The following is a 24,517-nucleotide window of genomic DNA, read 5'->3' as shown; positions in this document are numbered from 1 at the left end:
GCCAACAACCGAACGGGGGTTTCGGTGCTGACGTTGAGAGTCCTCGTCGCCGAGGACATGCACATGATTCGCGGCGCCCTGATCGCGTTGCTCGAACTCGAGCCCGATCTGGAGGTGGTCGCTTCCGTGGAACGGGGCGACCACATAGCCAAGGCGGCTCTGGAGACCCGCCCCGACGTGGCGATCATCGACATCGACCTCCCCGGTGTGGACGGCCTGACCGCCGCCGCCGAACTCCACGAGCAGCTACCCACCTGCCGGACCCTCATCCTCACCAGCCTCGGCCGTCCCGGCACCCTGCGGCGCGCGCTCAGCGCCCATGTCACCGGCTTCCTGCTGAAGGACTCCCCGCCGGACGAACTCGCCCAGGCCGTGCGCGCGGTCGCCGGCGGCCGCCGGGTCGTCGACCCCCAACTCGCGCTCACCGCCTGGGACTCGCCCGAGAACCCGCTCTCCCGCCGCGAGCTGGAGGTGCTGCGGCTCGCCGCCCAGGGAGCCGACGCCGCCGAGATCGCCGGTTGCCTCTACCTCTCCAGCGGGACGGTCCGGAACTACCTCACGGCCATCGTCAGCAAGCTCGGCGCGCGCAACCGCATCGACGCCATCCGCATCGCCGAGGAGGCCGGCTGGATTCCCTGAGGCCGGCCGGGTGCCGTTCCCCGGCCGCCCGTGCGGCGCCCGGGAGAGGCCGAGGAGGGTGTCCAGCAGGCCCGTGTCCAGCATGGTGCCCACGGAGACGTCCGTCCCCCCGCCGAAGTCGTCGTCGTGCACCGCCGCGCTGACGACGTACCGCGCCGCCACCCGGAAGGTGCCGAAGACCCAGCGGGCCCCCTCGACCGGCCGGCCGTCGGGGCGCACCAGCCGGGCGCCGTCCTCGCCCCGCAGCTCGAATCCGAACTCGGTGAACCGGAAGCGCAGGCCCTGGCCGAGGGCCTTGCTGTACGCCTCCTTCAGCGTCCACAGGCGGACCAGGGTGTCGTTCCGGGCAGCCTGGTCGCCCTCGTCCAGGTACCGCTTCTCGTGGGGTGTGCACGCCTGCGGCTCCGAGCCGGTGCCGGCCAGGCGCCGGTCCGCCCGCTCCACGTCGACGCCGATCCGGCCCCGGCTGGTGACGCCGACGACCATCGTCTCCTCGGTGTGGCTGAGGCTGACCTCGATCTGGTCGCAGCCGCGCACGTAGGGTCTGCCGCCCGGCAGGTACGACAGGTCCACCAGCTCGGGGGCGGTCTCCAGGGCGGCGGCGGCCGCGTACCTGAGGAGGAGCCGCGAGGCGACAAAGCGGTCGCGCATCCGCGGCTTCGCGAAGCTCTCGCAGCGGGCCCAGTCCCGGCCGAGCAGCCTCCGCAGGGTGTCCGGGCCGCCGGGCGGCGCCCAGCCGGGAACCGTCCCGTACACCAGCACCGTGCCCCGGCCGGAGAGCTCGTCCCGCACCCTGTGCCACGGGCCGGCCGGTCCCGGCACGCTGATCGGTGGACCGAACGCCGCGCCCATCACGCCCCGGCCAACTGCTCGGAGAGCGGACCGGCGTCCAGCGCGGCCACTACGCCCGCGAGGTCGACGGCGTTGCTCCTCGGGCCCCGGCAGGCCGCCACGCACACGGGGCCGCCCAGACCGCGCACATACGGCGTGAGCACCGTCCCGGGGCCGAGTTCCACCACGTGGGTGGGTCGCCGCTGAACGAGCAGCGCGCGCACCGCGTCGGCGAACAGCACGGGGGAGACCAGCTGTTCGGCCCAGTAGGCCGTGGTCGGCGGCTCGTCGTGGAGCCGGCCGCGCACGGTCGAGTAGAACGGCAACCGGGGCCGGAGCGCCGGCAGCGGCTCGACCGCCGACCGCAGCTCGTCGGCCACCGGCGCCAGCAGCGGCGACTGGAAGGCGTACCGCACTGGCAGCCTCCGATGCCGTGAGCCGCGCCGCGACAGCCGCCCCTCGACCCGTTCCAGTGCCTCGACCGGTCCGGCGAGCACGGTCGACCGGGAGGCGTTCAGCACCGCCACCGTCACCTCCGGCTCCCCTTCGAGCAGGGTCGCGGTGTCCCGCCCGCTCACGCACGTCGCCGTCATCCCGCCATGCCCGGCCGGGACCAGCCGCTCGGTGAGCGCGCCGCGCAGGGCCACCAGCCGGGAGGCGTCGGGCAGGGTCAGCGCGCCCGCGAACGCCGCCGCGGCGATCTCGCCGAGGCCGTGGCCGAGCACCGCGACGGGCGCCACACCCGACTCCTCCAGCGTCCTGGCCAGCGCGTAGCCGACCGCGAAGGACGCGGCCTGGTCGAGCGCGGTGCCGGCGGAACCGGTGGAACCGGTGCGGTCCCCGGCCACCGCCGCGACCACCGAGGCGCCGACCAGGGGGCTCAACACGTCGTCGACCGCGTGCAGATGGCGGCGGTAGCCGTGGCTGTGGCGGTACAGGTTGCGGGTCGTCCGGGGACGACCGCCGCCCTGCCCGCTGAAGAAGAACGCCGCCTGCGGAGGTCGCGGCCCGCCCCGCCGCTCGTCCCGGTCGCACATCAGGGCGGCGAGATCCCGGACGGTCCGGCAGGACCAGACGTCGCCGGGTTCCAGCAGCGGGCCGAACTCCTGCTCCACGTCCCCGCAGAGGCTGAGCGCGGCCACCGAGTCCAACTCGCACTCGTACAGCGGCTCGTCCTCCGCCGCGGAGCGGCCCAGGTGCCGCGCCAGCCAGTCGAGCAGCCATTCGCGGTGGACCGCCGCACGGTGGTCGGGGGGTGGTGCGGGCATCGTGCTCTCCTCTGCCGTTCCTCGGGCGGGTAGGGGAAGCTGTGCGGGCCGGGCCGTCAGGCGAGCCGGGAGCCGTACAGGTCGTAGCCACGGCCGCCGCGCAGGCGCCGCAGCACCTCCGCGAGTACCCGTTCCTCCGCGGTCACCGGCCGGTCCGGCAGCGGCAGGCCGAGCCTGCGGCACAACCGGTACAGCGCCGCGGACACCCAGGCGGGATCGGCCAGGAACGGGTCGGCGGCCTCCTCCGCCGCGGCCGCCGCGAGCTGCTGCCGCCACACGCCGAGACAGCTCGCGGCGGCCAGCACCACGCTGTACCGGTCCGCCAGCGCCATGCAGTGCGGCGAGGCCAGCGCCTGGCGGTCACCGATCGGGGTGTCGCGGAAGGACTTGCGCAGGCTGTCCAGCTCCCCGGCGAACGCCCGCGTGAGGAACCGCAGCAGCCCGGTGTCGCCGGCCGGGGAGGGCGGGCCCGCCGACTCCAGCTCGTCGGTCAGCGCGAGCAGCGTCGCCGCGAGCGGGTCGCCGTCGCCGAGAAGGCTCGGCCGGCTCAGGTCGAGCGGCGGCAGCCCCAGGTCCGGGCGGAAGAGGTCGGCCGGCGGCTCGGCGTCGGCGAACCACGAGTACCGTGCGAAGAAGGGCAGTTGGGGAAGGATGCTCACCTGCCGTCCGGCGCTGCCCGCATGCCCCATCGACGTCACGGGCAGGTCCCTCAGCTGCTTCTCGAACATGCCGTACGCGCCGTCCCCCGCGAAGCTCGCCTCGCCCAGCACCGCCGACATCTCGTCCATGCACTCGGCCGCCAGTTTCGGCGCCAGATACGCGGCGGTGGCCGCGTACGCGCTGACCTGCCCGGGCAGCAGGTGCAGCGCGCGGGTGGCGACCAGCGCCAGGCAGTCGATCAGCAGCAGGTCCAGGAACGCCCCGGTGAGCACGTCCCTGACGTGCTGCACGTCCAGGGACGACCGGCCGTCCGCGCGGGGCCGGTCGGCGAACGCGGCGGCGGTGCGCAGCGCGGTGTCCGCACCGGCCAGGACGATCGACGGGATGAGCCCCCGGATGACCAGCGAGGAGCGCAGCGACAGCTCGTAGCCGCCGCCCGGCGCGCCCACCACCGCCTCCCGCGGCACCGGGCACTCGGTGACACGCAGCCCGCCGAACTCCGCACTGCGCATCCCGGTGGTCGTCCGCCGCCCGAGGTCGACGACCCGGTCCGCCGGCAACGCGTCGCGGTCCACGAGCAGCACGGTGTGCCCACGGCCGTCGCCCCCGCCGCCCGCCGCCCCGACGTCCCGCGCGAAGATCACCAGGGAGGCGGCGCGGGCCGCGTTGGCCATGCCGGTCTTCTCACCGTCGAGCAGCAGCCGGCCGTCGGGCAGCGCGGCGACGGTGAACTCGTCGCGCACGAAGTCGTTGCCGTGCGCGACGCCGTGCCGGGCGACCGCCACCCGCCGGCCCTCCAGCAGGGTGCGCGCGACCTGCCGGCGCTGCCGCCCGTCACCCGCCGTCCACACCGGGGCCGCGGCGAAGAAGCAGTTCAGCCCGTAGCCGAAGCCCAGCGAGGCGTCCCGGCGGAACACCGGTCGCAGGACGCGGCCGAGCACGTCCATCCGGTCCAGCCGGCCGCCCAGCTCGACGGGTACGAACTCCGCGTTGAAGTCCTGCGCGTCCAGGACGTGTTCGGCCGCCGGTAGGGTCGCGCAGGCCGCGTCTGCCTCCAGCAGCGCCGCGGCGCCGCACGGGTTGTCCGGGGCGTCGAGCGGGCCGAAGGCGTGCTCAAGGGCGTCGACGCGGTGCTGTGCCGGGCCGCCCGTCCCGACCCCGGGGGCGGTCACGCGGCCGCTCCGGCGGTCACCAGCCGCTGGACGTCCGGGGCGAGGCGCTGGTGGAGCGGGTGCAGCTCACCGCGCAGGAACAGCTCGCGCATGGCCCGGCGCTCCACCTTGCCGCTTGTCGTACGCCGCACGGTTCCGGGGCGTACGAACAGCAGCCCGTCCACGTGGATCTCCTGCTCCTCGCCGATCCGCTGCTCCACCTCCGCCGCCAGCCCGGAGAGGTCCAGGTCGTGCCGCGTACCGGTACGCAACTCCTGTACGAGGATCACGCGTTCGCGCTCACCCGGCACCGAGAAGGCGGTGGCGGCGCCGAACATCGCGCTGACCCGCTGGGCGGTGCCCTCCAGGTCCTGCGGGTACACGTTCCGCCCGCCGACCGTGATCATGTCCTTGATGCGTCCGGTCACCCGCAGCAGGCCGTCCGCGAGGTAGCCGAGGTCGCCGGTCCGCAGATGGCCGCCGACGACGCCGGTGGGGGTGGGGAGCTCGGCGTCGAACGTCCGCGCCGTGTCGAGGGGCCGCCGCCAGTAGCCGGGCGCCACCGAGTCGCCGCGCACCCATATCTCGCCGGTCCGGCCGTCCGGGAGCGGGCGCCCGGTGCGCGGGTCCACGACCCGCACCTCGCCGCCGGTGGGCGGACCGCAGTGCGGCACCGGCCCCGCGTCCGCCTCCGCCGTTCCCCGAACCCGCGGCGACGGCGCCGCCGCGGAGCTCCCGGAGACCAGCAGGGTCGCCTCGGCGAGGCCGTAGCACGGGGCCAGCGCGGCCTCGTCGAACCCGGCGGCGGCGAAGCGCTCGGCGAACGCCCGCAGGGTCTCCGCCCGCACCGGCTCGCCACCGTTCACCGCCGTCCGCCAGTGCGACAGGTCGAGCGCGGCGATCTGCATGTCGTTGACCTTCCGCACACAGAGCTCGTACGCGAAGTCCGGGGCGCCGCTGAGCGTCAGCCGGTGCCGCGCGACGGTCTGCAGCCAGCGCACCGGCTTGCGGACGAAGCTGGTCGCCGAGAACATCACGGTGCTCGCGCCCAGCCACAGCGGGTGGAGCAACTGCCCGACCAGGCCCATGTCGTGGTGCAGCGGGAGCCAGCCACCGATCCGGGACCGCCGGTCGGTGCCAAAAGCGCGCTGGATCGCGGCCTGGTTGGCCAACAGGTTCCGGTGCGTGACCATCACGCCGCGCGGCTCCCTGGTGGAGCCCGAGGTGTACTGGAGGTAGGCGACGTCGTCCTCGGACACCCCGGCCGGGGGCCCGGACACCGGCTCCGGCGCCCCGCCGACCGGCTCCGCGTCCACCAGGACACACGTCACCTCGGAGAACCCGGTGCGGGCCAGGAGCTGAGAGACGTCCACCGCGCCGGCCGCGTCCGTGAGCACACAGCGCACGGCGGCGTCCCTGACCACCCCGGCGACGCGCTGGTCGTGGTGGCCGCCACCGCCCGGCCGGGCCACCGGGACCGCGATCACGCCCGCGTACAGGCAGGCCAGGAAGCCGATCGCGAAGAGGTCCTGGGAGGCGTGCGGCACCAGGACCCGGTCACCGGCGGCGCAGTGCTCCCGCAGCCGGGCCGCCAGCCGGCGGGCCGCCAGGTCGAGCGCGTGGTAGCTCAGCTCGCGCCCGGTCACCAACTCGCCGTCCTCCTCGACCAGCAGCGTGAGCGCGAGCGCCCGGGGTTCGGCCTCCACCCGCTCCGCGAGTACCTCGACGAAGGTCCGGCCGCCCGTCATCGCCGTCCCCCCGGGAGTTCCGCGCGCCTGCCGGCCGCGCCCGCCCTGACCGGCCGTCGCACGGTCCAGTCCGCGTAGCCGCCGGAACGCGGCGCCTCGGCGGGGCGGTGACGCGCCGCGCGCAGCACCGCGAGCAGCACCGCGGTCACCGACGCGAGTTCGACCGCGTCGGGCTGCCCGCGGACGACGGTGATGCCTGTCTCTTCCGCTGCCATGTCTGCTGCCATGGGTCTCCTCCTGTGTCCCCGTGCTCCACCTGCGACCCCATGGGTTCCGGGGGAGGTTCACGGGAGAAGACTGCGCCTGCCCGCTCGAGCAGCGCTCGCGGGCCGCACGCACGGGAGCCGGGGGGCGGCAGACCCCCCGGCTCCCGTGCGTGCTGTCGGCGTGCCGGCTCAGTGGAAGGCGCGCTCGTACGCCAGGTGCCGGCTGCGTTCGGTGGACACCTCGGCGACCTCCGACAGCTCGGCGAGGCCGGCCGCGTAGGCGCTGTCGGCCAGCGCCCGCTCGCAGTCCTCGGCCCGGCGCCACCACAGGACCCCGGTGTAGGAGCCCGGGTGCAGGGTGGACCGCAGCAGGTCGCTCCCGCCGAAGCCGCCCAGCCGGACGCACGCCCGGTCGAGCCGGGCGAAACGCCGCTCGAAGCCTTCACCGCCCTGCCGCGCCTTCGCGTACAGCAGCACGATGTTGGTGGCGCCGGTCGTCGCCCGGTCGAGCAGCGTGCGGCCCAGGCTCATCGCCTGGTCGGCGGTGGCGTGGACCAGCGGCCCGAGTTGCCGCACCTCGCGCGCGAACGCGGCCTCGTGGGCCATGGCCCGGAAGCCCCGCAGCGTCCGCCAGTGCCCGAGATGGACGTACACACCCGGTCGGTCGACCACCGCGGCGGTCACCAGGAAGTCGAAGTCGGGTTGTCCGCGCAGGAATTCGGAGTGGTCGGCCAGGACCTTCTCGAACTCCTCCGCGTCCCCTCTGACCTGGAACCTGTTGATGACGGTGACCGGGCTGTCCGGATCACGATCGCGCACGTGCGCCCTCCGCGAAGCTCTTTGCGTGCCGCAGTGTTGTTCCGCTGTTGGTGCCGAGGGCCTCGCGGACCAGCTTCCGCGCCTCGGCGAGGGACGCCCCCTCGCCCAGGACCGCCGCCACACCCCGCGGGTCCAGCGTGACGGTGTGCCAGGACGTGGCCCGCACGGTGCCGTCCTCAAGAGCCTCGACCTCCCACCGTCCGGTGTGCCCGGACATCGCGGCCGGCATGCGCAGCTGCTTGTAGACGATCACCCCCCGGTCCGGGAAGCAGACCCGCACCGAGGTGGTCCGATGAGTGTCGCCGTCCGGGCCGCGGGTGTCCATCTCCATGTGCTGGAGGCCCGGCTCGGTCTCGGTGAGGTCCAGCCGCGCGACGTGCGGCAGGCGATCCGGCCACAGGTCGGCGCGCTCCAGGAAGGCGTAGACGTCCGCGGCCTCGCCCGACACCACCTCCGAGTCGCAGAAGGTCAGCCGGACCTCCTCCAGCGGCACCTCCGACTCCAGCGCCGAGCGCAGCGACGCGAGTTCGGCCTCGCTGTTGCGATCGACGGCCTGCGCGATGAGCCGCTCCGCGTCGGGGTTGTCGTCCACGGCCCGGTAGTCGTGCAGCAGCCGGACCCGGGTGCGGCCGTCCGGCTGCGCCTCCGCGCGCCACTCGCCGCCCATCGAGGCGACGGGCGCCGCCGGGACCACCTGGCGGAAGGAGACGGAGCGCGCGGCCGGGTCGAGCACCCGGCGGGAGGTCCAGGTGCGCACCCGGTCGTTCGCCAGGGCCCAGATGCGCAACAGCTGTTCGCCGCCGACGTCGGGGTCCACCTCCTCCAGGACCTCCACGTGCACGGTGGGCCCGAACACCTGCGGCCAGGCGGAGACGTCCGCGACGAGGCGGTACACGGCCTCCGGCGACGCGGCCACCACAACGGAGTGCTCGGTCGTGTGGACGGCGGACCGCGGGCCGGGGGCGGTTGTCGGGTCTACGGGTGTCGCGGTGGGCACGGCGTACCTTCCCTTCGGTGCGGCCACCGCGCGCGGCGGCCGGGTAGAGAGTGACAGAGCGGTGCTAGTGCGCCGCTTGAGCGGCGGTCGAACGGGTCCGGTCGGTTGTGGAAGGTGACCAGGCCGGGAGGTGGTCGATCTCCACCACTGCGCAGCCCCAGCTGTAGCCGGCGCCCACGGACACCAGCACACAGCGGTCGCCCGGGCGGGCCGTCCCCGAGGCCACGAGGTGGTCCAGGCCGGCGAACTGGTCGCCGGCCCCCAGATGCCCCACCCGGCGGCTGAAGTCCCAGGTGGTGCGCTCGACCGGGATGCCGAACGGCTGGTGGTAGATGGACTGCAGCCGGCGGCGGCCGAAGTGCGGCAGGACCACCCAGTCGGCCTCGTCGAGCTCCATCCCGGCGTCGGCCAAGGCCTGTTTGACCACGCGCTGCTGGCCCTGGTGGGCGCGGCCGACGGCGTAGGACATCCCCACCCGGCCGATGAACGCCTTCTTGGCCTCCGCGAAGTCCACCGGCACCCGGTGGCCGAACGGCGCCCGGGTGAACGGCTCGTCGCCGCGGTGCATCGGCTCCAGCTCCGAGTCGGACCAGAGCGAGAGCGAGCGCAGCCGCGCGAAGCCGCCCCGCCGGGAGAGCACCAGCGCCGTGGCGCCGTCCGCGTACGGGGTGCCCGGGTCGGTGCGCCAGCGGTCGATGCCCGGCGCGCAGAACCGGTCGGCCGTGGTGAGCAGCGCGTCCTGCCGCGCACCGGTGGCGAGGTAGGCGGTGGCCAGGTCCAGCGCGGCCAGGCCGCCGTTCGACATCTGCCGGATCTCGACCGCCTGGCAGCTGTTGCGCAGGGCCTCGCGCTGGACGTACGAGGCGACGGGCCACAGGTCCTGGCCCTGGTGGTAGGTGTCGGCGTGCAGCAGCAGGTCGACCTCGCCGGGACCGGACCCGGCCCGGCGCAGCGCCTCGGCCGCGGCGACGGCCGCCATCTCGGCGGCGGACTCGTCCGGGGAGACGGCCACGGCCTCCACCCCCGTACTCGCCGCGAGGCTCGCCGGGCACTCCCCGGACGCCACCGCGTCGGCCACCGCCAGCGAGGCGGGCAGGCGGACGGCGGTCGCGCGTATGAACACGTCTTCCACGTGCACGGTTACTCCTGTACTCCCAGAGGTGTGCGGCTTTCAGCCTGTGCGGGCGGGTGTCCCGGCGGCTGTGTCGGCGGCGAACGGGACCAGTGGGCGGGGCAGCGCGTCGTCCGCCACCACGTAGTGCACGGCGTCGAGCAGCGCCCGCCACGTCGCGGCCACGGTGTTCTCCCCGACGCCCACCGTGCCCCAGCCGCGCTCCCCGTCGTGGAAGGAGATCAGCACCCGGGCGGCGGCGCCGCTGCCGGTCTCACCGGTGAGCACACGGACCCGGTAGTCGACCAGTTCCAGCCGGTTCAGCTGGGGGAAGAAGGGGTCCAGCGCCTCGTGCAGGGCCCGATCGAGGGCGTTGACCGGGCCGTTGCCGTGCCCGGTGGCCGTCAACGGCACCCCGTCCACCCGCAGCCGCACCGACGCCTCCGTGCGGACGTCGTCGCCGGACCGCCGGGTGACCGCGACCTTCCAGGACTCCACCTCGAAGGGCGCCGCCGGCGTGCCGCCCAACTCCTCCCGCAGCAGCAGCGCAAAGGACGCGTCCGCCGTCTCGAAGCTGTAGCCGCGGCTCTCCAGTTCCTTGACCCGCGCCGCCGCCCGGGCCACCTCGGGCGAGCCGGCCTCGACCCGGTACCCCAGCTCCCGGGCCTTCAGCTCGACCGACGAGCGGCCGCCCATGTCGGACACCAGCGTCCGCATGGTGTTGCCGACCGCCGCCGGGTCGATGTGCTGGTAGAGGTCCGGGTCCACCCGCAGTGCGGAGGCGTGCAGACCCGCCTTGTGGGTGAAGGCGGACGAGCCGACGTAGGGGGCGGCCGGGACGGGACGGACGCCGGTCAGCTCGGTGACCGCGCGCGCGACCTCGCCGAGCCGGCCCAACTGCTCGTCCGTGACCACCCGCCGCCCCCGTTTCAGCACGAGGTTGCCAACGAGGGTGAAGAGGTTGGCGTTGCCGCAGCGCTCGCCGTACCCGTGCGCGGTGCCCTGGACGTGGTCCGCGCCGGCGTCGACCGCCGCCATGCTGTTGGCCACCGCGCAGCCGGTGTCGTCGTGGCAGTGGATGCCGACCCGGGCGCCGGTCGCGGCGATCGTGTCGGCCACCACGGCGCCGATCTCGTCCGGCAGGCAGCCGCCGTTGGTGTCGCAGAGCACCACCGTCTCGGCGCCGGCGTCGGCGGCGGCGCGGACGACCTCCAGGGCGTACGGACGGTTCAGCCGGTACCCGTCGAAGTAGTGCTCGGCGTCCAGGAACACCCGGCGGCCCTCGTGCGCCAGGAAGCGCACGGTGCTGCTCACCATCGCCAGGTTCTCGGCGAGGTTGGTGCGCAGCGCGCTGGTGACGTGGCCGGAGTGGCTTTTGGCCACCACGGTGACCACCGGGGTGTCGGCCGTCAGCAGCGCCCGCACCTGGGGGTCCACCGACACCGTCGTGCCCGGTTTGCGGGTGGCGCCGAAGGCCGCCAACTCGGCGTTCTCCATGGACAGTTCCCTACGCGCACGGCGGAAGAACTCGGTGTCCCGGGGGACGGCGCCCGGCCAGCCGCCCTCGATGAAGCCGACACCCGCCGCGTCCAGGTGCCGGGCGACGGCGAGTTTGTCGTCGACGGTCAGGGCCATGCCCTCCTGCTGCGTCCCGTCGCGCAGCGTCGTGTCGTAGAGCTGGAAGTCTCGCTCGGTCATCTGCCGTCCGTCTCCTCGGTGTCGTCGGTACGCCCCGGACAGGCCCTAGACGTGGGCACGGTCGGCCGGGGCCATCCGCCGCCACCACTCGGTGTGGTCCCGGTACCAGGCGACCGTGTCGGCGAGGCCGGCGTCGAAGGTGACGGTCGGTGTGTAGCCGAGTTCGTCGCGGATCCTCGTGTCGTCGACGGCGTAGCGCAGGTCGTGGCCCATCCGGTCGGCCACCCGCTCGACGAGGCGGGGGTCGGCGTCGCAGAGTTCGAGGAGCCGGGCGGTGAGCTCCACGTTGCTGAGCTCGTCGCCGCCTCCCACGTTGTAGACCGCTCCCGCCGCGGCCTTGGCGAGGACCAGCTGGATCGCGCGGCAGTGGTCGGTGACGTGCAGCCAGCCCCGGACGTTCTCCCCGGTGCCGTAGAGCGGGACGGGCCTCCCCTCCAGCAACCGGGTGCTGAACAGCGGGATCAGCTTCTCCACGTGCTGGTAGGGGCCGTAGTTGTTGGAGCAGCGGGTGACACGGACGTCCAGCCCGTGGGTGCGCCAGTACGCGCGGGCGACCAGGTCGCTGCCGGCCTTGGACGCCGCGTACACGGAGTTGGGCGCCAGCGGGGCGTCCTCGGTGCTGCGGCCGGTGGGGACCGAGCCGTACACCTCGTCGGTGGACACGTGCACCACCGGGCCGGTGCCGGTGCGCAGGCACGCCTCCAGCAGGGTCTGGGTGCCCTGCACGTTCGTGCGCACGAACTCCGCCGGACCGGTCAGCGAGCGGTCCACGTGCGACTCGGCGGCGAAGTGCACCACCGCGTCGTGCCCCGGCAACGTCTCCAACAGCAGCGGCAGATCGCAGACGTCGCCCCGGACGAAGCGCAGCCGGGGGTGGTCCATGGGCAGGTTGGCCGTGCTGCCGGCGTAGGTGAGCTTGTCGAGTACGGTGATCCGCGCCTCGGTGAGGCCGGGCAGCCGGTCGTCGAGCGCCATCCGCGTGTAGCAGGACCCGATAAAACCGGCCCCTCCGGTGACCAGGATCCTCATGCCGCGAACTCCACCCGGGTGTGGTCGCCGACCACCAGCCGGTGCTGGGCCATGCCGGTCAGCACGGAGGCGCCGCGCCCGATCACCGAGCCGCGCACCTCGCGCACCTGGCAGACGCTCGATCCGGCCAGCATGATCGAGTCGGAGATGCCGGCGGTGTCCAGCAGGCACCCGGCGCCGATGGAGGTGTACGGGCCGATGCTGCTGTCCGTCACCAGGGTTCCGGCACCGACGATCGCCGGGCCGGTGATCGTGGAGCGCACGACCCGCGCCCCCGGCTCGACCACCACAGGGCCCGTCAGCACGCTGTCCGCGTCGACCTCGCCGACGACTTCCGGTGTGAGGGAGTTCAGCAGCTCCCTGTTGCAGTCCAGCACCTCCTCCACCTTGCCGGTGTCCCGCCAGAAGCCGCTGTAGACGCTCGCGCGCACCTCGAGGCCTTGGTCGACCAGCCACTGGATCGCGTCGGTGATCTCCAGCTCGCCGCGTGCGCTCGGCCGGATCGCGTCGACGGCGCGATGGATGGCGGAGGTGAGGAAGTACACGCCGACCACCGCCAGGTCGGTGCGGGGGTGCTGCGGCTTCTCCACCAGGCCGGTGACCCTGCCGTCCTCAGTGGTCTCCGCGACGCCGAACGCGCGCGGGTCCGCAACCTTCTGGACCACCAGCTGGGCGGCCGGGCGGGTGGCGTGGAACTCCGCCGCGAGGTCGGTGATGCCGTCGGTGAGCACCGTGTCGCCCAGGTAGAGGACAAAGTCCTCGTCGCCGAGGAAGTCCCGGGCGAGGCGGACGCAGTGGGCGAGGCCCAGGGGCGCGTCCTGTCGCAGGTAGGTGACGCGTACGCCGAGGGAGGAGCCGTCGCCCAGCACCTCCTCGATCTCCGCTCTACGGTCCCCGACGATCACTCCGACGTCCGTGATCCCCAGCTCCAGCAGGTTTCCCATGACCCTGACCAGCACAGGCTGGTTGGCCACCGGGATGAGCTGCTTGGGCATGGAGTGGCTCAACGGCCGCAGGCGGGTCCCCGAGCCTCCGCATAGGACCAGGGCTTTCATGGCTGCCTCCTGTCACAGTCGGAAGGCCACGTTGCGACGCGGGACTTGAGCCCGACTGCAACGCCGCTGGACGCCGCGGCGACGGCCGGCGAGGCCGCTGGCACGTCGACCCGGGAAGCCGGTGGCGCGTCGGCGGGCGAGGCCGGTGGCGCGTCGGCGGGCGTCGTCGGCGCGTCGGCGGGGCGACCCGGTGGGCGGTGGCCGGGAGCCGGCGTGCGGCTGAACCGGGGCATCGGCGCCGGCTGGATCACCCCGTCCACCTCCCGGTACGTGCCGCGCGCCCGCTGGTGGGGGTGGCGGGCGGCTTCTGCCAGCGACAGAACGGGGGTGACACACGCGTCAGTACCCTCGAAGTGCCGCGCCCACTCGTCCCTCGTCCGGGTGGCGAAGCGGGCGGCGAACACGCCTCGCAGCGCCGGCCAGGCGGCCTGGTCCGACCGGTCCGGCACCTCCTGAGGAGACAGCCCGAGCCCGGTCAGCAGGCACCGGTAGAAGCGGTCCTCCAGCGCCCCGACCGCCACGTAACCGCCGTCGGCACAGCGGTAGACGCCGTAGTGCGGCGCCCCGCCGTCGAGCACGTTCCGGCCGCGTTCCGAGCGCCAGGAGCCGGCCCCGAGCATGGCCGAGAGCATGCCCAGCATCGAGGCGGTGCCGTCGGTGATGGCCGCGTCGACGACCTGGCCCAGGCCCGAGGCGCGGCGCTCGTACAGCGCCGCCATGATGCCGAAGGCGAGCGGCAGCCCGCCGCCGGCGAAGTCGCCGAGCAGGTTCAGCGGGGGCACGGGCGGCCCGCCGTCCTCGCCGATCGCGGCCAACGCGCCGCTCAACGCGAGGTAGTTGATGTCGTGGCCCGGCGCGGAGGCCAGCGGGCCGTCCTGCCCCCAGCCGGTCATGCGGCCGTAGACGAGGCCGGGGTTGCGGGCCAGGCAATCCGCGGGGCCCAGCCCCAGCCGTTCGGTCACGCCCGGCCGGAAGCCCTCCACCAGCACGTCGGAGCGCTCCACCAGCCGCAGCACCGTCCGCACGTCCGCCGGGTCCTTCAGGTCCAGGGCGATCGAGCGGCGGCCCCGGTCCAGCACGCGGTGCCAGTCGCCGAACGCCCGTGGTACGCCCGGCCGGTCGATCCGGACGACGTCCGCCCCCAGGTCGGCCAGCAGCATGCAGGCGAACGGGGCCGGGCCGATCGCGGCGAGTTCCAGTACACGCAGCCCGCGCAGCGGGCCGCCGGTCACAGGGTTCTCCATGACCGGAAGGTAGGGACGGCGGCTCCAACCGGCCTTGAGTCGCCGTCGAACGGCCCCGGCCCGGCACGGCCGGTTCAGCAGCCGTGCCGGGGCCGGGGTTCAGGGCCGGGTGGGGCCCAACCTGGCCGCCGTGTAGGTGCGGGCGGCGGAGGTCTCGTACTGCAGCACGACGTGGCTGGTCGCGGTGGTGACGTCCCGCCAGTGCCGCTGGAAGGCGCCGCCCCCCGCCAGTCCGCCCGTGCCGGCGCAGCCGAGCAGCGGCGACATCGCCTCCCGCAGCAGCTCGGCGGCGGTCGCCGCGTTGCGTTCGGCCCGGCCCACCAGCGCGCGCGAGCGCTCGGTGCCGTCCGCGACGGCGGCGTTCTCCTCCACCAGCGCCCGGGCCGCGGCCAGCCGTCCCGCGGCCCGGGTGAGCCGGACCTCGTTCTCGGAGGTGCGGCGGCGGCCCACGACCCCGTCGGCCGCCGCCTGCCAGGCGCCGAGCGCGGCACCCGTCGCCGGTGCGACGAACGGCAGCCCGCTGACCAGTTGCAACGGCAGGTTGTGCGCGGGCAGGGGCGACGCCGGGTTGCGCCCGGTCAGCAGCGCCATGCGGTCGAACGAGAGAGCGGCGGGCACGGCGGCGTTCTCGACCAGGACCGTGTGGCTCCCGGTGGCCCGCATGCCTACGTTGTCCCAGGTCCGCGGGACGGTCCAGGAACCGCGGGGCAGGGCGAAGAAGCGTGCCGGGGGCGGCGCCTGAGTGCCCACGCCCGCCGCCTGACCGCCCGCGCCCGGCGCCTCGTCCGACGGGGGGACCAGGGCGCACAGCAGCAGCCAGTCGGCGTCGTCGACGCCGCTGACGTAGTCCCACTGGCCGCTGAGCCGCCAGCCGTCCGCCGCCGGGGTGGCGCGACCGGCCGGCATCAGCCCGGTCGCGATGCCCACGTCGGGCCCGGCGGCCCAGACCGCCTGCTGGCCCTCCTCCGGGAGGTGGGTGGCGATCCGGGCCGAGTAGGCGGCCAGCGACGCGCACCAGGCGGTGGCCGCGCAGCCGGTGCCGACCTCGATCACCGCGGCCGTCAGCTCCCGGAACGTGCCCTCGGTGCCGCCCCACCGGGCGGCGACCAGGTGCCGGCTGAAGCCGGCGGCCCGCACGGCCGCCACGACGTCGGCGTCCAGGGCCTGTCGTCCGTCCGCCTCCGCGGCGCGCTCGGCGGCGAGGAGCCGCACCTTCTCGGCCTCCGCGAGCAGACCCGCCCTCGCGGCGGTGTCCGGCATGCTGTCCACAGGCATCCTTCCTGACCTCCGGTTCCGGTTCCTCAGAAGAGCCTGGCGAGCCGTTCGAGCGTCTCGCCCGGGCTGGGGCCGTCCAGCGCCTGGAAGATCCGCTCGGCGCCCTCACCGTGTCGGTGCAGCCGCACGTGCGCCAGCTCGATCCGGGTCCGGCCGTCGCCCTCGTCGACGAAGTCGACCTCGATGTCGCTCGCCCGCTCGTCGTCGGGGATCGACTGCCAGCTGGCGTCCACCCGCCACGTCATCACGATCCGGCGGCCCGGCCGCCACTCCTTGATCCGGCCCCAGTCGACCCGGTTCCCGCTCACGTCCCACTCGTAGTAGAGGCCGCCGACCTCCGGTTCGAAACGGAGGCCGACGCGCTCCTCGCGCACCAGCACGTGGCTGGGCGGCCACCAGTTCATCGGCCGCTCGGTGAACACCCGGAAGCAGTGCTCGGGCGTGGCCGCCACGGTCACCGACTTCCGCACGTCAGGAATCGTCTGTACGGGCACACGCCCTCCTCGGTAGGTCCGCTCGGCAGGGGGCAGAGCGTGACCGGGGGCCCTGGACGGGACATCGAGCCGGGCTAGGGCGCGGCTGGGGCCGCGGCGCGGGCGCGCGCGCTCCAGAGCCGCTCCACGCGCTGTTGAGAGCGCCCCGAGGCCACCGGGCCACCGTCGGGTCCACCGCGACGCCGCACACGTCACCGCGGCGCGAGGGACCATCGGACGGGAGAACGTGATGACAGACGCGGGACGAGCGGGCGGGCACGTCGCCCTGGTCACCGGCGCCACCAGCGGGATCGGCCTCGCCGTGACCGAACTGCTGGCCCGGCGGGGGATGGCCGTGTTCGGGGTGGCGCGGAGCGCCGAGGGGGTGGCCGCGCTGGTGAAGCGGCTCCGGGCCGAGGGCCTGGAGGTCGGGGGCACCGAGTGCGACGTCACCCGGCCGGAGCAGATCAGGGACGCCGTCGCCGCGGCCGTCGCCGAGTACGGGCGGATCGACGTCCTGGTGAACAACGCGGGCCGGGGCGGTGGCGGCGTCACCGCCGAACTCCCCGACGAACTCTGGGACGACGTCATCGAGACCAACCTCAACGGCACCTTCCGGATGACCCGCGAGGTGCTGTCCGCCGGCCGGATGCGCGACGGCGACTGGGGGCGGATCATCAACATCGCCTCCACCGGCGGCAAGCAGGGCGTCGAACTGGCCGCGCCCTATTCGGCCTCCAAGCACGGCGTCATCGGCTTCACCAAGGCGGTCGGCAAGGAACTGGCGAAGACCGGCATCACGGTCAACGCGGTCTGCCCCGGCTACGTGGAGACGCCGATGGCCGAGCGGGTGAGGCGCGGGTACGCGGCCCACCACGGGGTGACCGAGGAGGCGATCCACGAACGGTTCACCGCGAAGATCCCGCTGGGGCGGTACTCGACTCCCGAGGAGGTGGCCGGGCTCGTCGGCTACCTGGCGTCCGACGTCGCCGGCTCCGTCACGGCCCAGGCCATGAACGTCTGCGGCGGCCTGGGCAACTACTGACACCCGGCGGCCCGCGGGACGCGCGGACCGCAGCACACCAGCCCACGCGGAGACGGAGCCCACCATGACCCACGCGACCGGCACCCTGCCACGCGCCCCCGAGACGCGCGCCTTCCGGGCGGCGATGGGGTGCTTCCCCACGGGCGTCACCCTGCTCACCCGGGGCTGCGGCGCGGAGACGGCCGTGATGACCCTCAACAGCCTGACCTCCGTCTCGCTCGACCCGCTGCTGATGCTCGTGTCGGTCCGCGCCGAGGGCCGGATCCGTCCGCACATCAGCAGCCACGGCTCCTACGCCGTCAACGTGCTGGGCGCCGCGCAGGCCGCGCTCGCCGCGGAGTTCAGCCGGCCCGACCGCCCGTCCGGGCACGCCGCCATGCAACGGCTCGGGGCGGTCCCGGGCGCCACGGGCAACGCCGTGATGCCCGGCGCGCAGGCGTACTTCGAGTGCCTGCTGCGGGACGAGATCCCGGCGGGGGACCACGTCCTGCTGCTCGGCGCCGTCGTCGGCGTCTCCGCGACCGCCGGCACCCCCGACCCGTTGCTCTTCCACCAGGGCCGCTTCACCCGGCTGCCCCCCGACCGAGCGGAGACCGCATGACCACCGTGAGCGCACCCCTGCTCGCCCCCACCCGGCTCGACCGACTCGCCGACGGCGTCCACGCGTTCGTGCAGCCCGACGGTGGCTGGTGCCTCAACAACGCCGGGCTGGTCGTCGGTGACGACACCGCCCTGCTCGTCGACACCGCGGCGACCGAGGAACGGGCCACCGCGCTGCGGAAGGCCGTCCAGCGGGTCGTGCCGGACGGCCCGGACCACCTGGTCAACACCCACTTCCACGGCGACCACACCTACGGGAACTCGCAGTTCACCCCGCGTGCCAGGGTCATCGCCTCGGCGCGGACCCGGGCCGACTCCGAAGAGGCCGGCCTGCACATGCAGCACCTCTGGCCGGACGTGCGCTGGGGCGAGACCCCGCTCACCCTGCCGACCCTCACCTTCGAGGGCGAGCTGACACTCCATCTCGGCAGCCTACGGGCGGAGTTGCGCGACGTCGGGCCCGCCCACACGGCGAGCGACGTGGTGGTCTGGGTGCCCGAGCGATCGACGGTCCTCACCGGGGACCTCGTGTGGTCCGGCGTGACGCCCTACGTGCTGATGGGATCGCTCAGCGGCTCGCTCCGCGCGCTGTCCGAACTCCGCGCCCTGCGACCGGAGATCGTCGTGCCAGGGCACGGGCCGGTGGGCGGCGCGGAACTCCTGGACGAGACGGAGGCCTACCTGCGCTGGATCGGCGAGGTCGCCGAACGCGGGAAGCGCGACCGTCTCACCGTTCTCGACCTCGCCCGGCGCACACCACTGGGCGCGTTCTCCCACCTGGTCGACCCGGAGCGCCTGGTCGGCAACCTGCACCGCGCCTACGCCGAGCTCGACGGCCTGGAGCCGGGCGCCCGACTGGACATCGTGGCGTCGTTCGGCGAGATGGCCGAGTTCCACGGCGGAGTCCCCGCCTGCCACGCCTGACCGTGCCTTCCCGCCTTGCCCCTCCTTCCCGGCCTTCCCGGCCTTCCCGGCCTTCCCGGCTTCTCCTCCGCCCGGCGGGAAGGGAAGGACGGGAAGGCACCGGATAGAAGGAGCGAGACCCATGGCCGCACCAACGCTCACCCCGCCACGCCTGTCCACCACCACCCCGCCGCCGACGGCGCCGCACGAGGGTCGAACCCCTTCCCCGCCGCCGCTGCTGCTCGCGGGAGAACCGGACGACGACCCGCGGGACCACCACATCTGCCGCGGTATCGACTGAGCGCGGCGCACGCCGCCGAGCGGCCCCGGCCACCCCGCGCAGGGGGGCAGGGGCCGCTCGGGCGTTCCGGGCGGTCAGGCAGCCGACCGCTCCTCGGAGCCGACCGCCGGTTCGACCGGGGAGTCCTGCTCGATGACCCGGGAGAGCGTGAGCAGCCGGCCGTCCCGGCGGACGAGCACGTCCGCCACGGTGAACGTCGGCTGGAAACAGACCTTCCCGGAGCGGTCGGTCTGGGTGACCAGGGTGTAGTACGAGGTGCGGATGACGTCCGGATCGGCCGGGTCCGGCTCGATGAGAAGGTGGTCGAACCAGTGCCGGACGGCGATGTCCCGGTAGCGGGGCAGCGCCGCGCGCATCCCGGCGATCATCTCCGCCCGGCCCCGCTGCCGCCGGCCCCCGGCGTGCACCACCTCGCCGTCCTCGACGAACGTGTCCGCGAAGCCCTCGATGTCCAGTGAGTCGACCCGCCGCATCTGGCGGGCGTAGAAGGTCCGCACCTCCGCGTAGAGGTCTCCGGTCACCACGGGGTGCCGGGGGGTACTGGCCGGCCGAGACATGGCAGCTCCTCTCACGTGCCCACCCGTCCCCGAAGGGACGGCCGCGCGCCCGAACGGCGCGGTCGCCGGCCAGCCTTCCGGGCGCGCCTCTCGCCCCGCTGGAGGGCCGCTCGGGGCCGGGCGTTGCAGGGAGTGCGGCTGGGGATCACAGCTTCGCCAGCTCTCTTGTTCGAGACGAACGGCGCGCCATAGCCTGCGCCCAATTGTGCGGAACGAAACGCCCGTTGCGCATGACGCAACAACGCAGGGAGTGCGGCCATGAAACTCTCCACACGTCTCACGACGACCCTGTCCGCGCTGCTGCTCGCCGGCCTCACGGCCACCGCGACCGGCTGCGCGCCCAGCACCTCCGACAACCGCGGCGACGGCACCGACCGGAAGACCGGCACGCTGCGCGTCTGGCTGTTCCAGGAGGTGAACAACAAGCCGAAGGCCGCGATCGTCGACAAGGCGGTGAAGGCCTTCACCGCGCGCCACGAGGGCGTGAAGGTCGACGTCCGCTACATACCGGTGGAAAGCCGCGCCGAGCGGATGAAGGCGGCCTTCAACGACCCCGCCTCCGCCCCCGACCTCGTCGAGTACGGCAACACCGACACCGCCGGCTACGTCCGGGACGGCGGACTCGCCGACGTGACCGAGGAGTTCGACGCCTGGGACGAGGCGAAGGACACCGACGGCACCGCCCGCGCCTCGGTCACCGTCGACGGCAAGGTCTACGGCGCACCGCTCTTCGTCGGCGTGCGCGCCCTCTACTACCGCACCGACGTCTTCGACGACCTCGGGCTGAAGCCGCCGCGCACGCTGAAGGAGGTCGCCGACACCGCCCGCCGCATCCGCGCCGAGCGGCCCGACCTGTACGGCCTCGCCGTCGGCGGCGCCTACACCTACGGCGCGATGCCCTTCGTCTGGGCACACGGCGGCGACATCGCCACCGAGCGGGACGGGAAGTTCCGCGCGGCCGTCGACAGCCCCGCCTCCCGCGCCGGCATCACCGCCTACACGGACCTGTTCGGCAAGGACAACTGCCCGGCGTCCCGCTGCGCCCGGATGGGCGGCAACGACACCGTCGAGGCGTTCGCCGCCGGCAAGGCGGGCATGGCGATCGCCGGCGACTTCAGCCGCCAGGCCGTCGAGGCCGGCGGGGTGAAGGGGAAGTACGCCGTGGTGCCGCTGCCCGGCGTGAGGTCCGGCGAGATCGCCCCGGCGTTCGCCGGCGGGAACAACCTCGGCGTGCTGCGCAGCACCTCCCACCGCACGCTCGCCGTCGAGCTGATGCGCGAGCTGGCCGGGAAGCAGACGCAGCGCGAACTGTTCGAGGCCATGGGCTTCCTGCCGACGTTCGACGACGTCCGCGAGGAGGTCGCCGCCGACGAGCCGTTTGTCGAGCCGTTCGTCCGCACCCTCCAGGCCGGGGCCCGCTTTGTCCCCGCCACCCCCGCCTGGGGCCAGATCGACGCCGGCCAGGTGCTGCCCACGATGTTCCAGGAGATCGCCAGCGGCCGGAAGGACGTCGACACCGCCTCCGCCGACGCCGCACACAGGATGAACGACACCTTCACCAAGACCGCGAGCTGACACATGGCCCGCACCACCAAGGTCACGGACGTGCGGGGAGCCGGCTGGACGCCGTGGCTCTACCTGGCCCCCGCACTTGTCGTACTGGCCGGGCTGCTGGTCTACCCGATCTACCAGCTCGGCCTGATCTCCTTCCTCGAGTACACCCAGGCCCAGGTCAGCGGCGGTGAACCGACCACCTTCCGGGGCCTGGACAACTACCGCGAACTCCTCGCCGACGAGCAGTTCTGGAGCGTGCTCGGCGCCACCGTCGTCTTCGCCGCCGCCTGCGTGCTGTGCACGCTCGCCGTCGGCTGCGCGCTCGCCGTGCTGCTCACCCGGATCCGGGCCGTGCCGAGGACGCTGCTGATGCTGGCCTCGCTCGGCGCGTGGGCGACCCCGGCCATCACCGGCTCCACCGTGTGGGTGTTCCTCTTCGACGCCGACTTCGGACCGGCCAACAAGCTGCTCGGCCTGGAGGACTACTCCTGGACCTACGGCCGGTACAGCGCCTTCGCCCTGGTGCTGTTCGCGGTGGTCTGGTGCTCGTTCCCGTTTGTGATGGTGACGATGTACGCCGGCATCCGCGCGATCCCCTCCGAGGTGCTGGAGGCCGCGTCCCTGGACGGCGCCTCCACCTGGCGGATCTGGCGCAGCGTCATGGCCCCGATGCTGCGGCCCATCCTCGCCGTGGTGACGATCCAGTCGATCATCTGGGACTTCAAGGTGTTCACCCAGATCTACGTGATGACCGGAGGCGGCGGCATCGCCGGCCAGAACCTGGTGCTCAACGTGTACGCGTACCAGAAGGCGTTCGCCTCCTCGCAGTACAGCCTCGGCTCGGCGATCGGCGTCGTGATGCTGCTGATCCTGCTCGCCGTGACGCTGGTCTACCTGCGGATCATCCGCCGGAAGGGGGAGGAGCTGTGATCCGACGACCCTGGCGGCTGGCCGCCGAGGTGACCGCCCTGCTCGTCGCCGTGGTGGTCGCCTTCCCGCTGTACTGGATGGCGCTGTCCGCGTTCAAACCGGCCGGCGAGGTGCAGTCCACCGAGCCGCGACCCTGGACCCTCAGCCCCACCCTCGACTCCTTCCGGCGCGTCTTCGAACAGCAGGACCTCGGGCGGTACTTCCTCAACAGCCTGCTCGTCGCCGGCACGGTCGTCCTGGCCTCCGCGCTGATCGCCTTCCTCGCCGCGACCGCCGTCACCCGCTTCCGGTTCAGGTTCCGCACCACCCTGCTGATCATGTTCCTGGTCGCCCAGATGGTGCCGATCGAGGCGCTGACCATCCCCATGTTCTTCCTGATGCGGGACGCCGGACTGCTCAACACTCTCGGCTCGCTGGTGCTGCCGCACCTGGCGTTCTCCCTGCCGTTCGCGATCTGGATGCTGCGCGGCTTCGTCCGGGCCGTCCCCGAGTCGCTGGAGGAACAGGCGTACCTCGACGGCGCGAGCCGCACCCGCTTCCTGTGGCAGATCCTCTTCCCGCTGGTCTTCCCCGGACTCACCGCGGTCAGCGTGTTCTCCTTCATCTCCACCTGGAACGACTTCCTCTTCGCCAAGTCGTTCATCATCAGCGCCACCGAGAACTCCACACTGCCCATGGCCCTGCTCGTCTTCTTCGACACCGACACCCCCGACTGGGGCGGCGTGATGGCCGCCTCCACCGTGATGACGATCCCGGTACTCGTCTTCTTCGTACTCGTGCAGCGCCGCCTGGTCTCCGGACTCGGCGGCGCGGTGAAGGACTGATCCCCCATGACCGACACCCCGCTCCCCGGCCTCGGCCTTGTCCCCGCCCCCCGCGAAGTACGCGTGGACGGAGGTGAGTTGACACTCGACGCGGGCACCGTCCTGGACGCCGGGCCCGGCACCGAGGACGTCGCCCGCTGGCTGCGCGCCACGGTCGGCACCGCCACCGGCCTCGACCTGCCCCCGCACACCGGGCACGCCGACGGCCCCGTGCTGCGGCTCGCCGTCGACCCGGCCGCCGTGCCCGACCCCGAGGCGTACCGGCTGGAGATCACCGAGCACGGCGTGGAACTCCTCGGCGGCGACGCCGCCGGCGTCTTCTGGGGCGCCCAGACACTGCGCCAACTCCTCGGCCCCGACGCCCACCGGCGCGCGAACCTCGGCCGCACCACGGCCTGGACACTGCCGCACGCCCGGATCAGCGACCGGCCCCGCATGCGCTGGCGCGGCTTCATGCTCGACGTCTCCCGCCACTTCACGCCCAAGGAAGGCGTGCTGCGCACCCTCGACCTGCTCGCCGCGCACAAACTCAACGTCCTGCACCTGCACCTGACCGACGACCAGGGCTGGCGCATGGAGATCCGCCGCTACCCGAAACTCACCGAGGTCGGCGCCCGGCGGCCCCGCACCCGCGTCGGGCACACCGCCTCCGACCTGTGGGACGAGCGCGTCCACGGCGGCCGCTACACCCAGGACGACCTGCGGGAGATCGTCGCCTACGCCGCCGCACGCCACATCACCGTCGTACCCGAGATCGACATCCCCGGACACTCCCAGGCCACCGTCACCGCCTACCCCGAACTCGGCAACACCGACGCCCTCACCCCCGAGCAGGCCGCCGGACTCGACGTGTGGACCGGCTGGGGCGTCAGCCCGCACATCCTCGCCCCCACCGAACACACCCTCCGCTTCTTCGAGAACGTGCTGGAGGAGGTACTCGACGTCTTCCCCGGCGAGTTCGTCCACCTCGGCGGCGACGAGGCCGTCAAGGACCAGTGGCGCGCCTCCGCCACCGCCCAGCGCCGCATCGCCGAACTCGGGCTGCGCGACGAGGACGGACTCCAGGCCTGGTTCATCCGGCACTTCGACCGCTGGCTCGCCGCGCGCGGCCGCCGACTCGTCGGCTGGGACGAGATCCTGGAGGGCGACAGCCTCGGCCCGGAAGGCGAAGGCCTCACCCCCGGCGCCACCGTCTCCTCCTGGCGCGGCTACGCCGGCGGCGTCGAGGCCGCCCGCGCCGGCCACGACGTGATCATGTGCCCCGAACAGCACGTCTACCTCGACCACCGGCAGGCCGACGGCGACGACGAACCCGTCCCCATCGGCTACGTCCGCACCCTGCGGGACGTCTACCACTTCGAGCCCGTGCCGCCGCAGCTCGCCGGCACCGACGCCGCCCGGCACGTCATCGGCGCCCAGGCCAACCTGTGGACCGAGGTCGTGGAGAACCAGCAGCGGTTCGACTACCAGGTCTTCCCCCGCCTCGCCGCCTTCGCCGAGGTCGTCTGGAGCGACCCCGCCACCCGCGACTTCGACGACTTCGACCGGCGCGTGACGGCCGCCCACTACGCCCGGCTCGAGGCCCTCGGCGTCGACTAC

23 protein-coding genes and 1 pseudogene are annotated in these 24,517 nt (G+C 73.6%); 9 read left to right on the top strand and 15 right to left on the bottom strand.

What is annotated here, in order from left to right; genetic code table 11:
* The first annotated feature begins 24 nt into the window (after positions 1-24).
* Positions 25-639: a response regulator transcription factor gene (locus GL263_RS01240; protein WP_438947894.1), complete on the top strand. Its 615-nt coding sequence runs from the start codon at positions 25-27 to the stop codon at positions 637-639.
* Positions 640-870: 231 nt separating this feature from the next.
* Here the strand turns inward: GL263_RS01240 and GL263_RS28095 are convergent.
* The 14 genes and pseudogenes from GL263_RS28095 to GL263_RS01170 form a co-directional block, all read right to left on the bottom strand.
* A pseudogene (locus GL263_RS28095) lies at positions 871-1,125 on the bottom strand (4'-phosphopantetheinyl transferase family protein); the annotation flags it as partial.
* A gap of 365 nt (positions 1,126-1,490) precedes the next feature.
* Positions 1,491-2,738: an acyltransferase domain-containing protein gene (locus GL263_RS01230; protein WP_182853637.1), complete on the bottom strand. Its 1,248-nt coding sequence runs from the start codon at positions 2,736-2,738 to the stop codon at positions 1,491-1,493.
* A 56-nt stretch (positions 2,739-2,794) separates the two neighbouring features.
* Positions 2,795-4,570, bottom strand: a complete 1,776-nt coding sequence (locus GL263_RS28985) for an acyl-CoA dehydrogenase family protein (RefSeq protein WP_182853636.1) — start codon at positions 4,568-4,570, stop codon at positions 2,795-2,797.
* Positions 4,567-6,297: a fatty acyl-AMP ligase gene (locus tag GL263_RS01220; protein WP_182853635.1), complete on the bottom strand. Its 1,731-nt coding sequence runs from the start codon at positions 6,295-6,297 to the stop codon at positions 4,567-4,569. The genes GL263_RS28985 and GL263_RS01220 overlap by 4 nt, the downstream gene beginning before the upstream one ends.
* A complete protein-coding gene (locus GL263_RS01215) occupies positions 6,294-6,524 on the bottom strand; it encodes an acyl-CoA carboxylase epsilon subunit (RefSeq protein ID WP_228455998.1) in 231 nt (76 codons plus the stop codon). The genes GL263_RS01220 and GL263_RS01215 overlap by 4 nt, the downstream gene beginning before the upstream one ends.
* A gap of 168 nt (positions 6,525-6,692) precedes the next feature.
* Positions 6,693-7,322, bottom strand: coding sequence for an antibiotic biosynthesis monooxygenase family protein (locus GL263_RS01210; protein ID WP_182853634.1), 630 nt, complete (start codon positions 7,320-7,322; stop codon positions 6,693-6,695).
* Complete coding sequence (locus GL263_RS01205; RefSeq protein ID WP_182853633.1) at positions 7,309-8,319, bottom strand: aromatase/cyclase; 1,011 nt, start codon at positions 8,317-8,319, stop codon at positions 7,309-7,311. The genes GL263_RS01210 and GL263_RS01205 overlap by 14 nt, the downstream gene beginning before the upstream one ends.
* Positions 8,320-8,383: 64 nt before the next feature.
* Positions 8,384-9,457: a ketoacyl-ACP synthase III family protein gene (locus GL263_RS01200; RefSeq protein WP_182853632.1), complete on the bottom strand. Its 1,074-nt coding sequence runs from the start codon at positions 9,455-9,457 to the stop codon at positions 8,384-8,386.
* A 33-nt stretch (positions 9,458-9,490) separates the two neighbouring features.
* Positions 9,491-11,128, bottom strand: coding sequence for a citramalate synthase (gene cimA / locus GL263_RS01195; RefSeq protein WP_182853631.1), 1,638 nt, complete (start codon positions 11,126-11,128; stop codon positions 9,491-9,493).
* A gap of 45 nt (positions 11,129-11,173) precedes the next feature.
* Positions 11,174-12,157: a dTDP-glucose 4,6-dehydratase gene (rfbB, locus tag GL263_RS01190; RefSeq protein ID WP_182853630.1), complete on the bottom strand. Its 984-nt coding sequence runs from the start codon at positions 12,155-12,157 to the stop codon at positions 11,174-11,176.
* A complete protein-coding gene (locus tag GL263_RS01185; RefSeq protein ID WP_182853629.1) occupies positions 12,154-13,212 on the bottom strand; it encodes a glucose-1-phosphate thymidylyltransferase in 1,059 nt (352 codons plus the stop codon). Before GL263_RS01185 ends, rfbB begins: the two co-directional genes overlap by 4 nt.
* Positions 13,209-14,456 (bottom strand): CaiB/BaiF CoA transferase family protein, encoded by a 1,248-nt coding sequence (locus GL263_RS01180; RefSeq protein WP_182853628.1) that lies wholly within the window; start codon positions 14,454-14,456, stop codon positions 13,209-13,211. The genes GL263_RS01185 and GL263_RS01180 overlap by 4 nt, the downstream gene beginning before the upstream one ends.
* Before the next feature lie 99 nt (positions 14,457-14,555).
* Positions 14,556-15,731, bottom strand: coding sequence for an acyl-CoA dehydrogenase family protein (locus GL263_RS01175; RefSeq protein ID WP_182853627.1), 1,176 nt, complete (start codon positions 15,729-15,731; stop codon positions 14,556-14,558).
* 26 nt (positions 15,732-15,757) lie between these two features.
* Entirely contained in the window at positions 15,758-16,225 is a 468-nt protein-coding gene (locus tag GL263_RS01170; RefSeq protein WP_182853626.1) for an SRPBCC domain-containing protein, read from the bottom strand.
* Positions 16,226-16,454: 229 nt separating this feature from the next.
* Here GL263_RS01170 and GL263_RS01165 point away from each other — a divergent pair, with 229 nt between their 5' ends.
* From GL263_RS01165 to GL263_RS01150, 4 genes are all read left to right on the top strand, one after another.
* A complete protein-coding gene (locus GL263_RS01165) occupies positions 16,455-17,249 on the top strand; it encodes an SDR family NAD(P)-dependent oxidoreductase (protein ID WP_182853625.1) in 795 nt (264 codons plus the stop codon).
* A 64-nt stretch (positions 17,250-17,313) separates the two neighbouring features.
* Entirely contained in the window at positions 17,314-17,850 is a 537-nt protein-coding gene (locus GL263_RS01160; protein ID WP_182853624.1) for a flavin reductase family protein, read from the top strand.
* Positions 17,847-18,773 (top strand): MBL fold metallo-hydrolase, encoded by a 927-nt coding sequence (locus tag GL263_RS01155; protein WP_182853623.1) that lies wholly within the window; start codon positions 17,847-17,849, stop codon positions 18,771-18,773. Before GL263_RS01160 ends, GL263_RS01155 begins: the two co-directional genes overlap by 4 nt.
* Before the next feature lie 121 nt (positions 18,774-18,894).
* Positions 18,895-19,053: a hypothetical protein gene (locus tag GL263_RS01150; protein ID WP_182853622.1), complete on the top strand. Its 159-nt coding sequence runs from the start codon at positions 18,895-18,897 to the stop codon at positions 19,051-19,053.
* A gap of 74 nt (positions 19,054-19,127) precedes the next feature.
* On the opposite strand, the gene GL263_RS01145 is transcribed toward GL263_RS01150, so the two are convergent.
* A complete protein-coding gene (locus GL263_RS01145) occupies positions 19,128-19,610 on the bottom strand; it encodes a nuclear transport factor 2 family protein (protein WP_182853621.1) in 483 nt (160 codons plus the stop codon).
* Positions 19,611-19,868: 258 nt separating this feature from the next.
* Between GL263_RS01145 and GL263_RS01140 the strand changes: the two genes are divergently transcribed.
* The 4 genes from GL263_RS01140 to GL263_RS01125 form a co-directional block, all read left to right on the top strand.
* On the top strand, positions 19,869-21,185 hold the full coding sequence (locus GL263_RS01140; protein ID WP_182853620.1) for an extracellular solute-binding protein: 1,317 nt from the start codon (positions 19,869-19,871) through the stop codon (positions 21,183-21,185).
* Positions 21,186-21,188: 3 nt separating this feature from the next.
* Positions 21,189-22,094, top strand: coding sequence for a carbohydrate ABC transporter permease (locus tag GL263_RS01135; protein WP_182853619.1), 906 nt, complete (start codon positions 21,189-21,191; stop codon positions 22,092-22,094).
* On the top strand, positions 22,091-22,918 hold the full coding sequence (locus tag GL263_RS01130; RefSeq protein ID WP_182853618.1) for a carbohydrate ABC transporter permease: 828 nt from the start codon (positions 22,091-22,093) through the stop codon (positions 22,916-22,918). Before GL263_RS01135 ends, GL263_RS01130 begins: the two co-directional genes overlap by 4 nt.
* A 6-nt stretch (positions 22,919-22,924) precedes the next feature.
* A partial coding sequence (locus GL263_RS01125; protein WP_182853617.1) for a beta-N-acetylhexosaminidase occupies positions 22,925-24,517 on the top strand: 1,593 nt, incomplete at its 3' end.

The sequence above is a fragment of the Streptomyces durbertensis genome (genome assembly GCF_014156695.1).
Lineage (GTDB): Bacteria > Actinomycetota > Actinomycetes > Streptomycetales > Streptomycetaceae > Streptomyces > Streptomyces durbertensis.
This window is presented reverse-complemented; position numbering and strand designations above follow the sequence as displayed.

Bases quoted from the DNA above. Each gene is read 5' to 3' on its own strand.
- cimA (WP_182853631.1), bottom strand. From the start codon at position 11,128: ATGACCGAGCGAGACTTCCAGCTCTACGACACGACGCTGCGCGACGGG.
- rfbB (WP_182853630.1), bottom strand. From the start codon at position 12,157: ATGAGGATCCTGGTCACCGGAGGGGCCGGTTTTATCGGGTCCTGCTAC.
- GL263_RS01155 (WP_182853623.1), top strand. From the start codon at position 17,847: ATGACCACCGTGAGCGCACCCCTGCTCGCCCCCACCCGGCTCGACCGA.
- GL263_RS01145 (WP_182853621.1), bottom strand. From the start codon at position 19,610: ATGTCTCGGCCGGCCAGTACCCCCCGGCACCCCGTGGTGACCGGAGAC.
- GL263_RS01165 (WP_182853625.1), top strand. From the start codon at position 16,455: ATGACAGACGCGGGACGAGCGGGCGGGCACGTCGCCCTGGTCACCGGC.
- GL263_RS01160 (WP_182853624.1), top strand. From the start codon at position 17,314: ATGACCCACGCGACCGGCACCCTGCCACGCGCCCCCGAGACGCGCGCC.
- GL263_RS01215 (WP_228455998.1), bottom strand. From the start codon at position 6,524: ATGGCAGCAGACATGGCAGCGGAAGAGACAGGCATCACCGTCGTCCGC.
- GL263_RS01180 (WP_182853628.1), bottom strand. From the start codon at position 14,456: ATGGAGAACCCTGTGACCGGCGGCCCGCTGCGCGGGCTGCGTGTACTG.
- GL263_RS01140 (WP_182853620.1), top strand. From the start codon at position 19,869: ATGAAACTCTCCACACGTCTCACGACGACCCTGTCCGCGCTGCTGCTC.
- GL263_RS01150 (WP_182853622.1), top strand. From the start codon at position 18,895: ATGGCCGCACCAACGCTCACCCCGCCACGCCTGTCCACCACCACCCCG.
- GL263_RS01185 (WP_182853629.1), bottom strand. From the start codon at position 13,212: ATGAAAGCCCTGGTCCTATGCGGAGGCTCGGGGACCCGCCTGCGGCCG.
- GL263_RS01135 (WP_182853619.1), top strand. From the start codon at position 21,189: ATGGCCCGCACCACCAAGGTCACGGACGTGCGGGGAGCCGGCTGGACG.
- GL263_RS01175 (WP_182853627.1), bottom strand. From the start codon at position 15,731: ATGCCTGTGGACAGCATGCCGGACACCGCCGCGAGGGCGGGTCTGCTC.
- GL263_RS01220 (WP_182853635.1), bottom strand. From the start codon at position 6,297: ATGACGGGCGGCCGGACCTTCGTCGAGGTACTCGCGGAGCGGGTGGAG.
- GL263_RS01230 (WP_182853637.1), bottom strand. From the start codon at position 2,738: ATGCCCGCACCACCCCCCGACCACCGTGCGGCGGTCCACCGCGAATGG.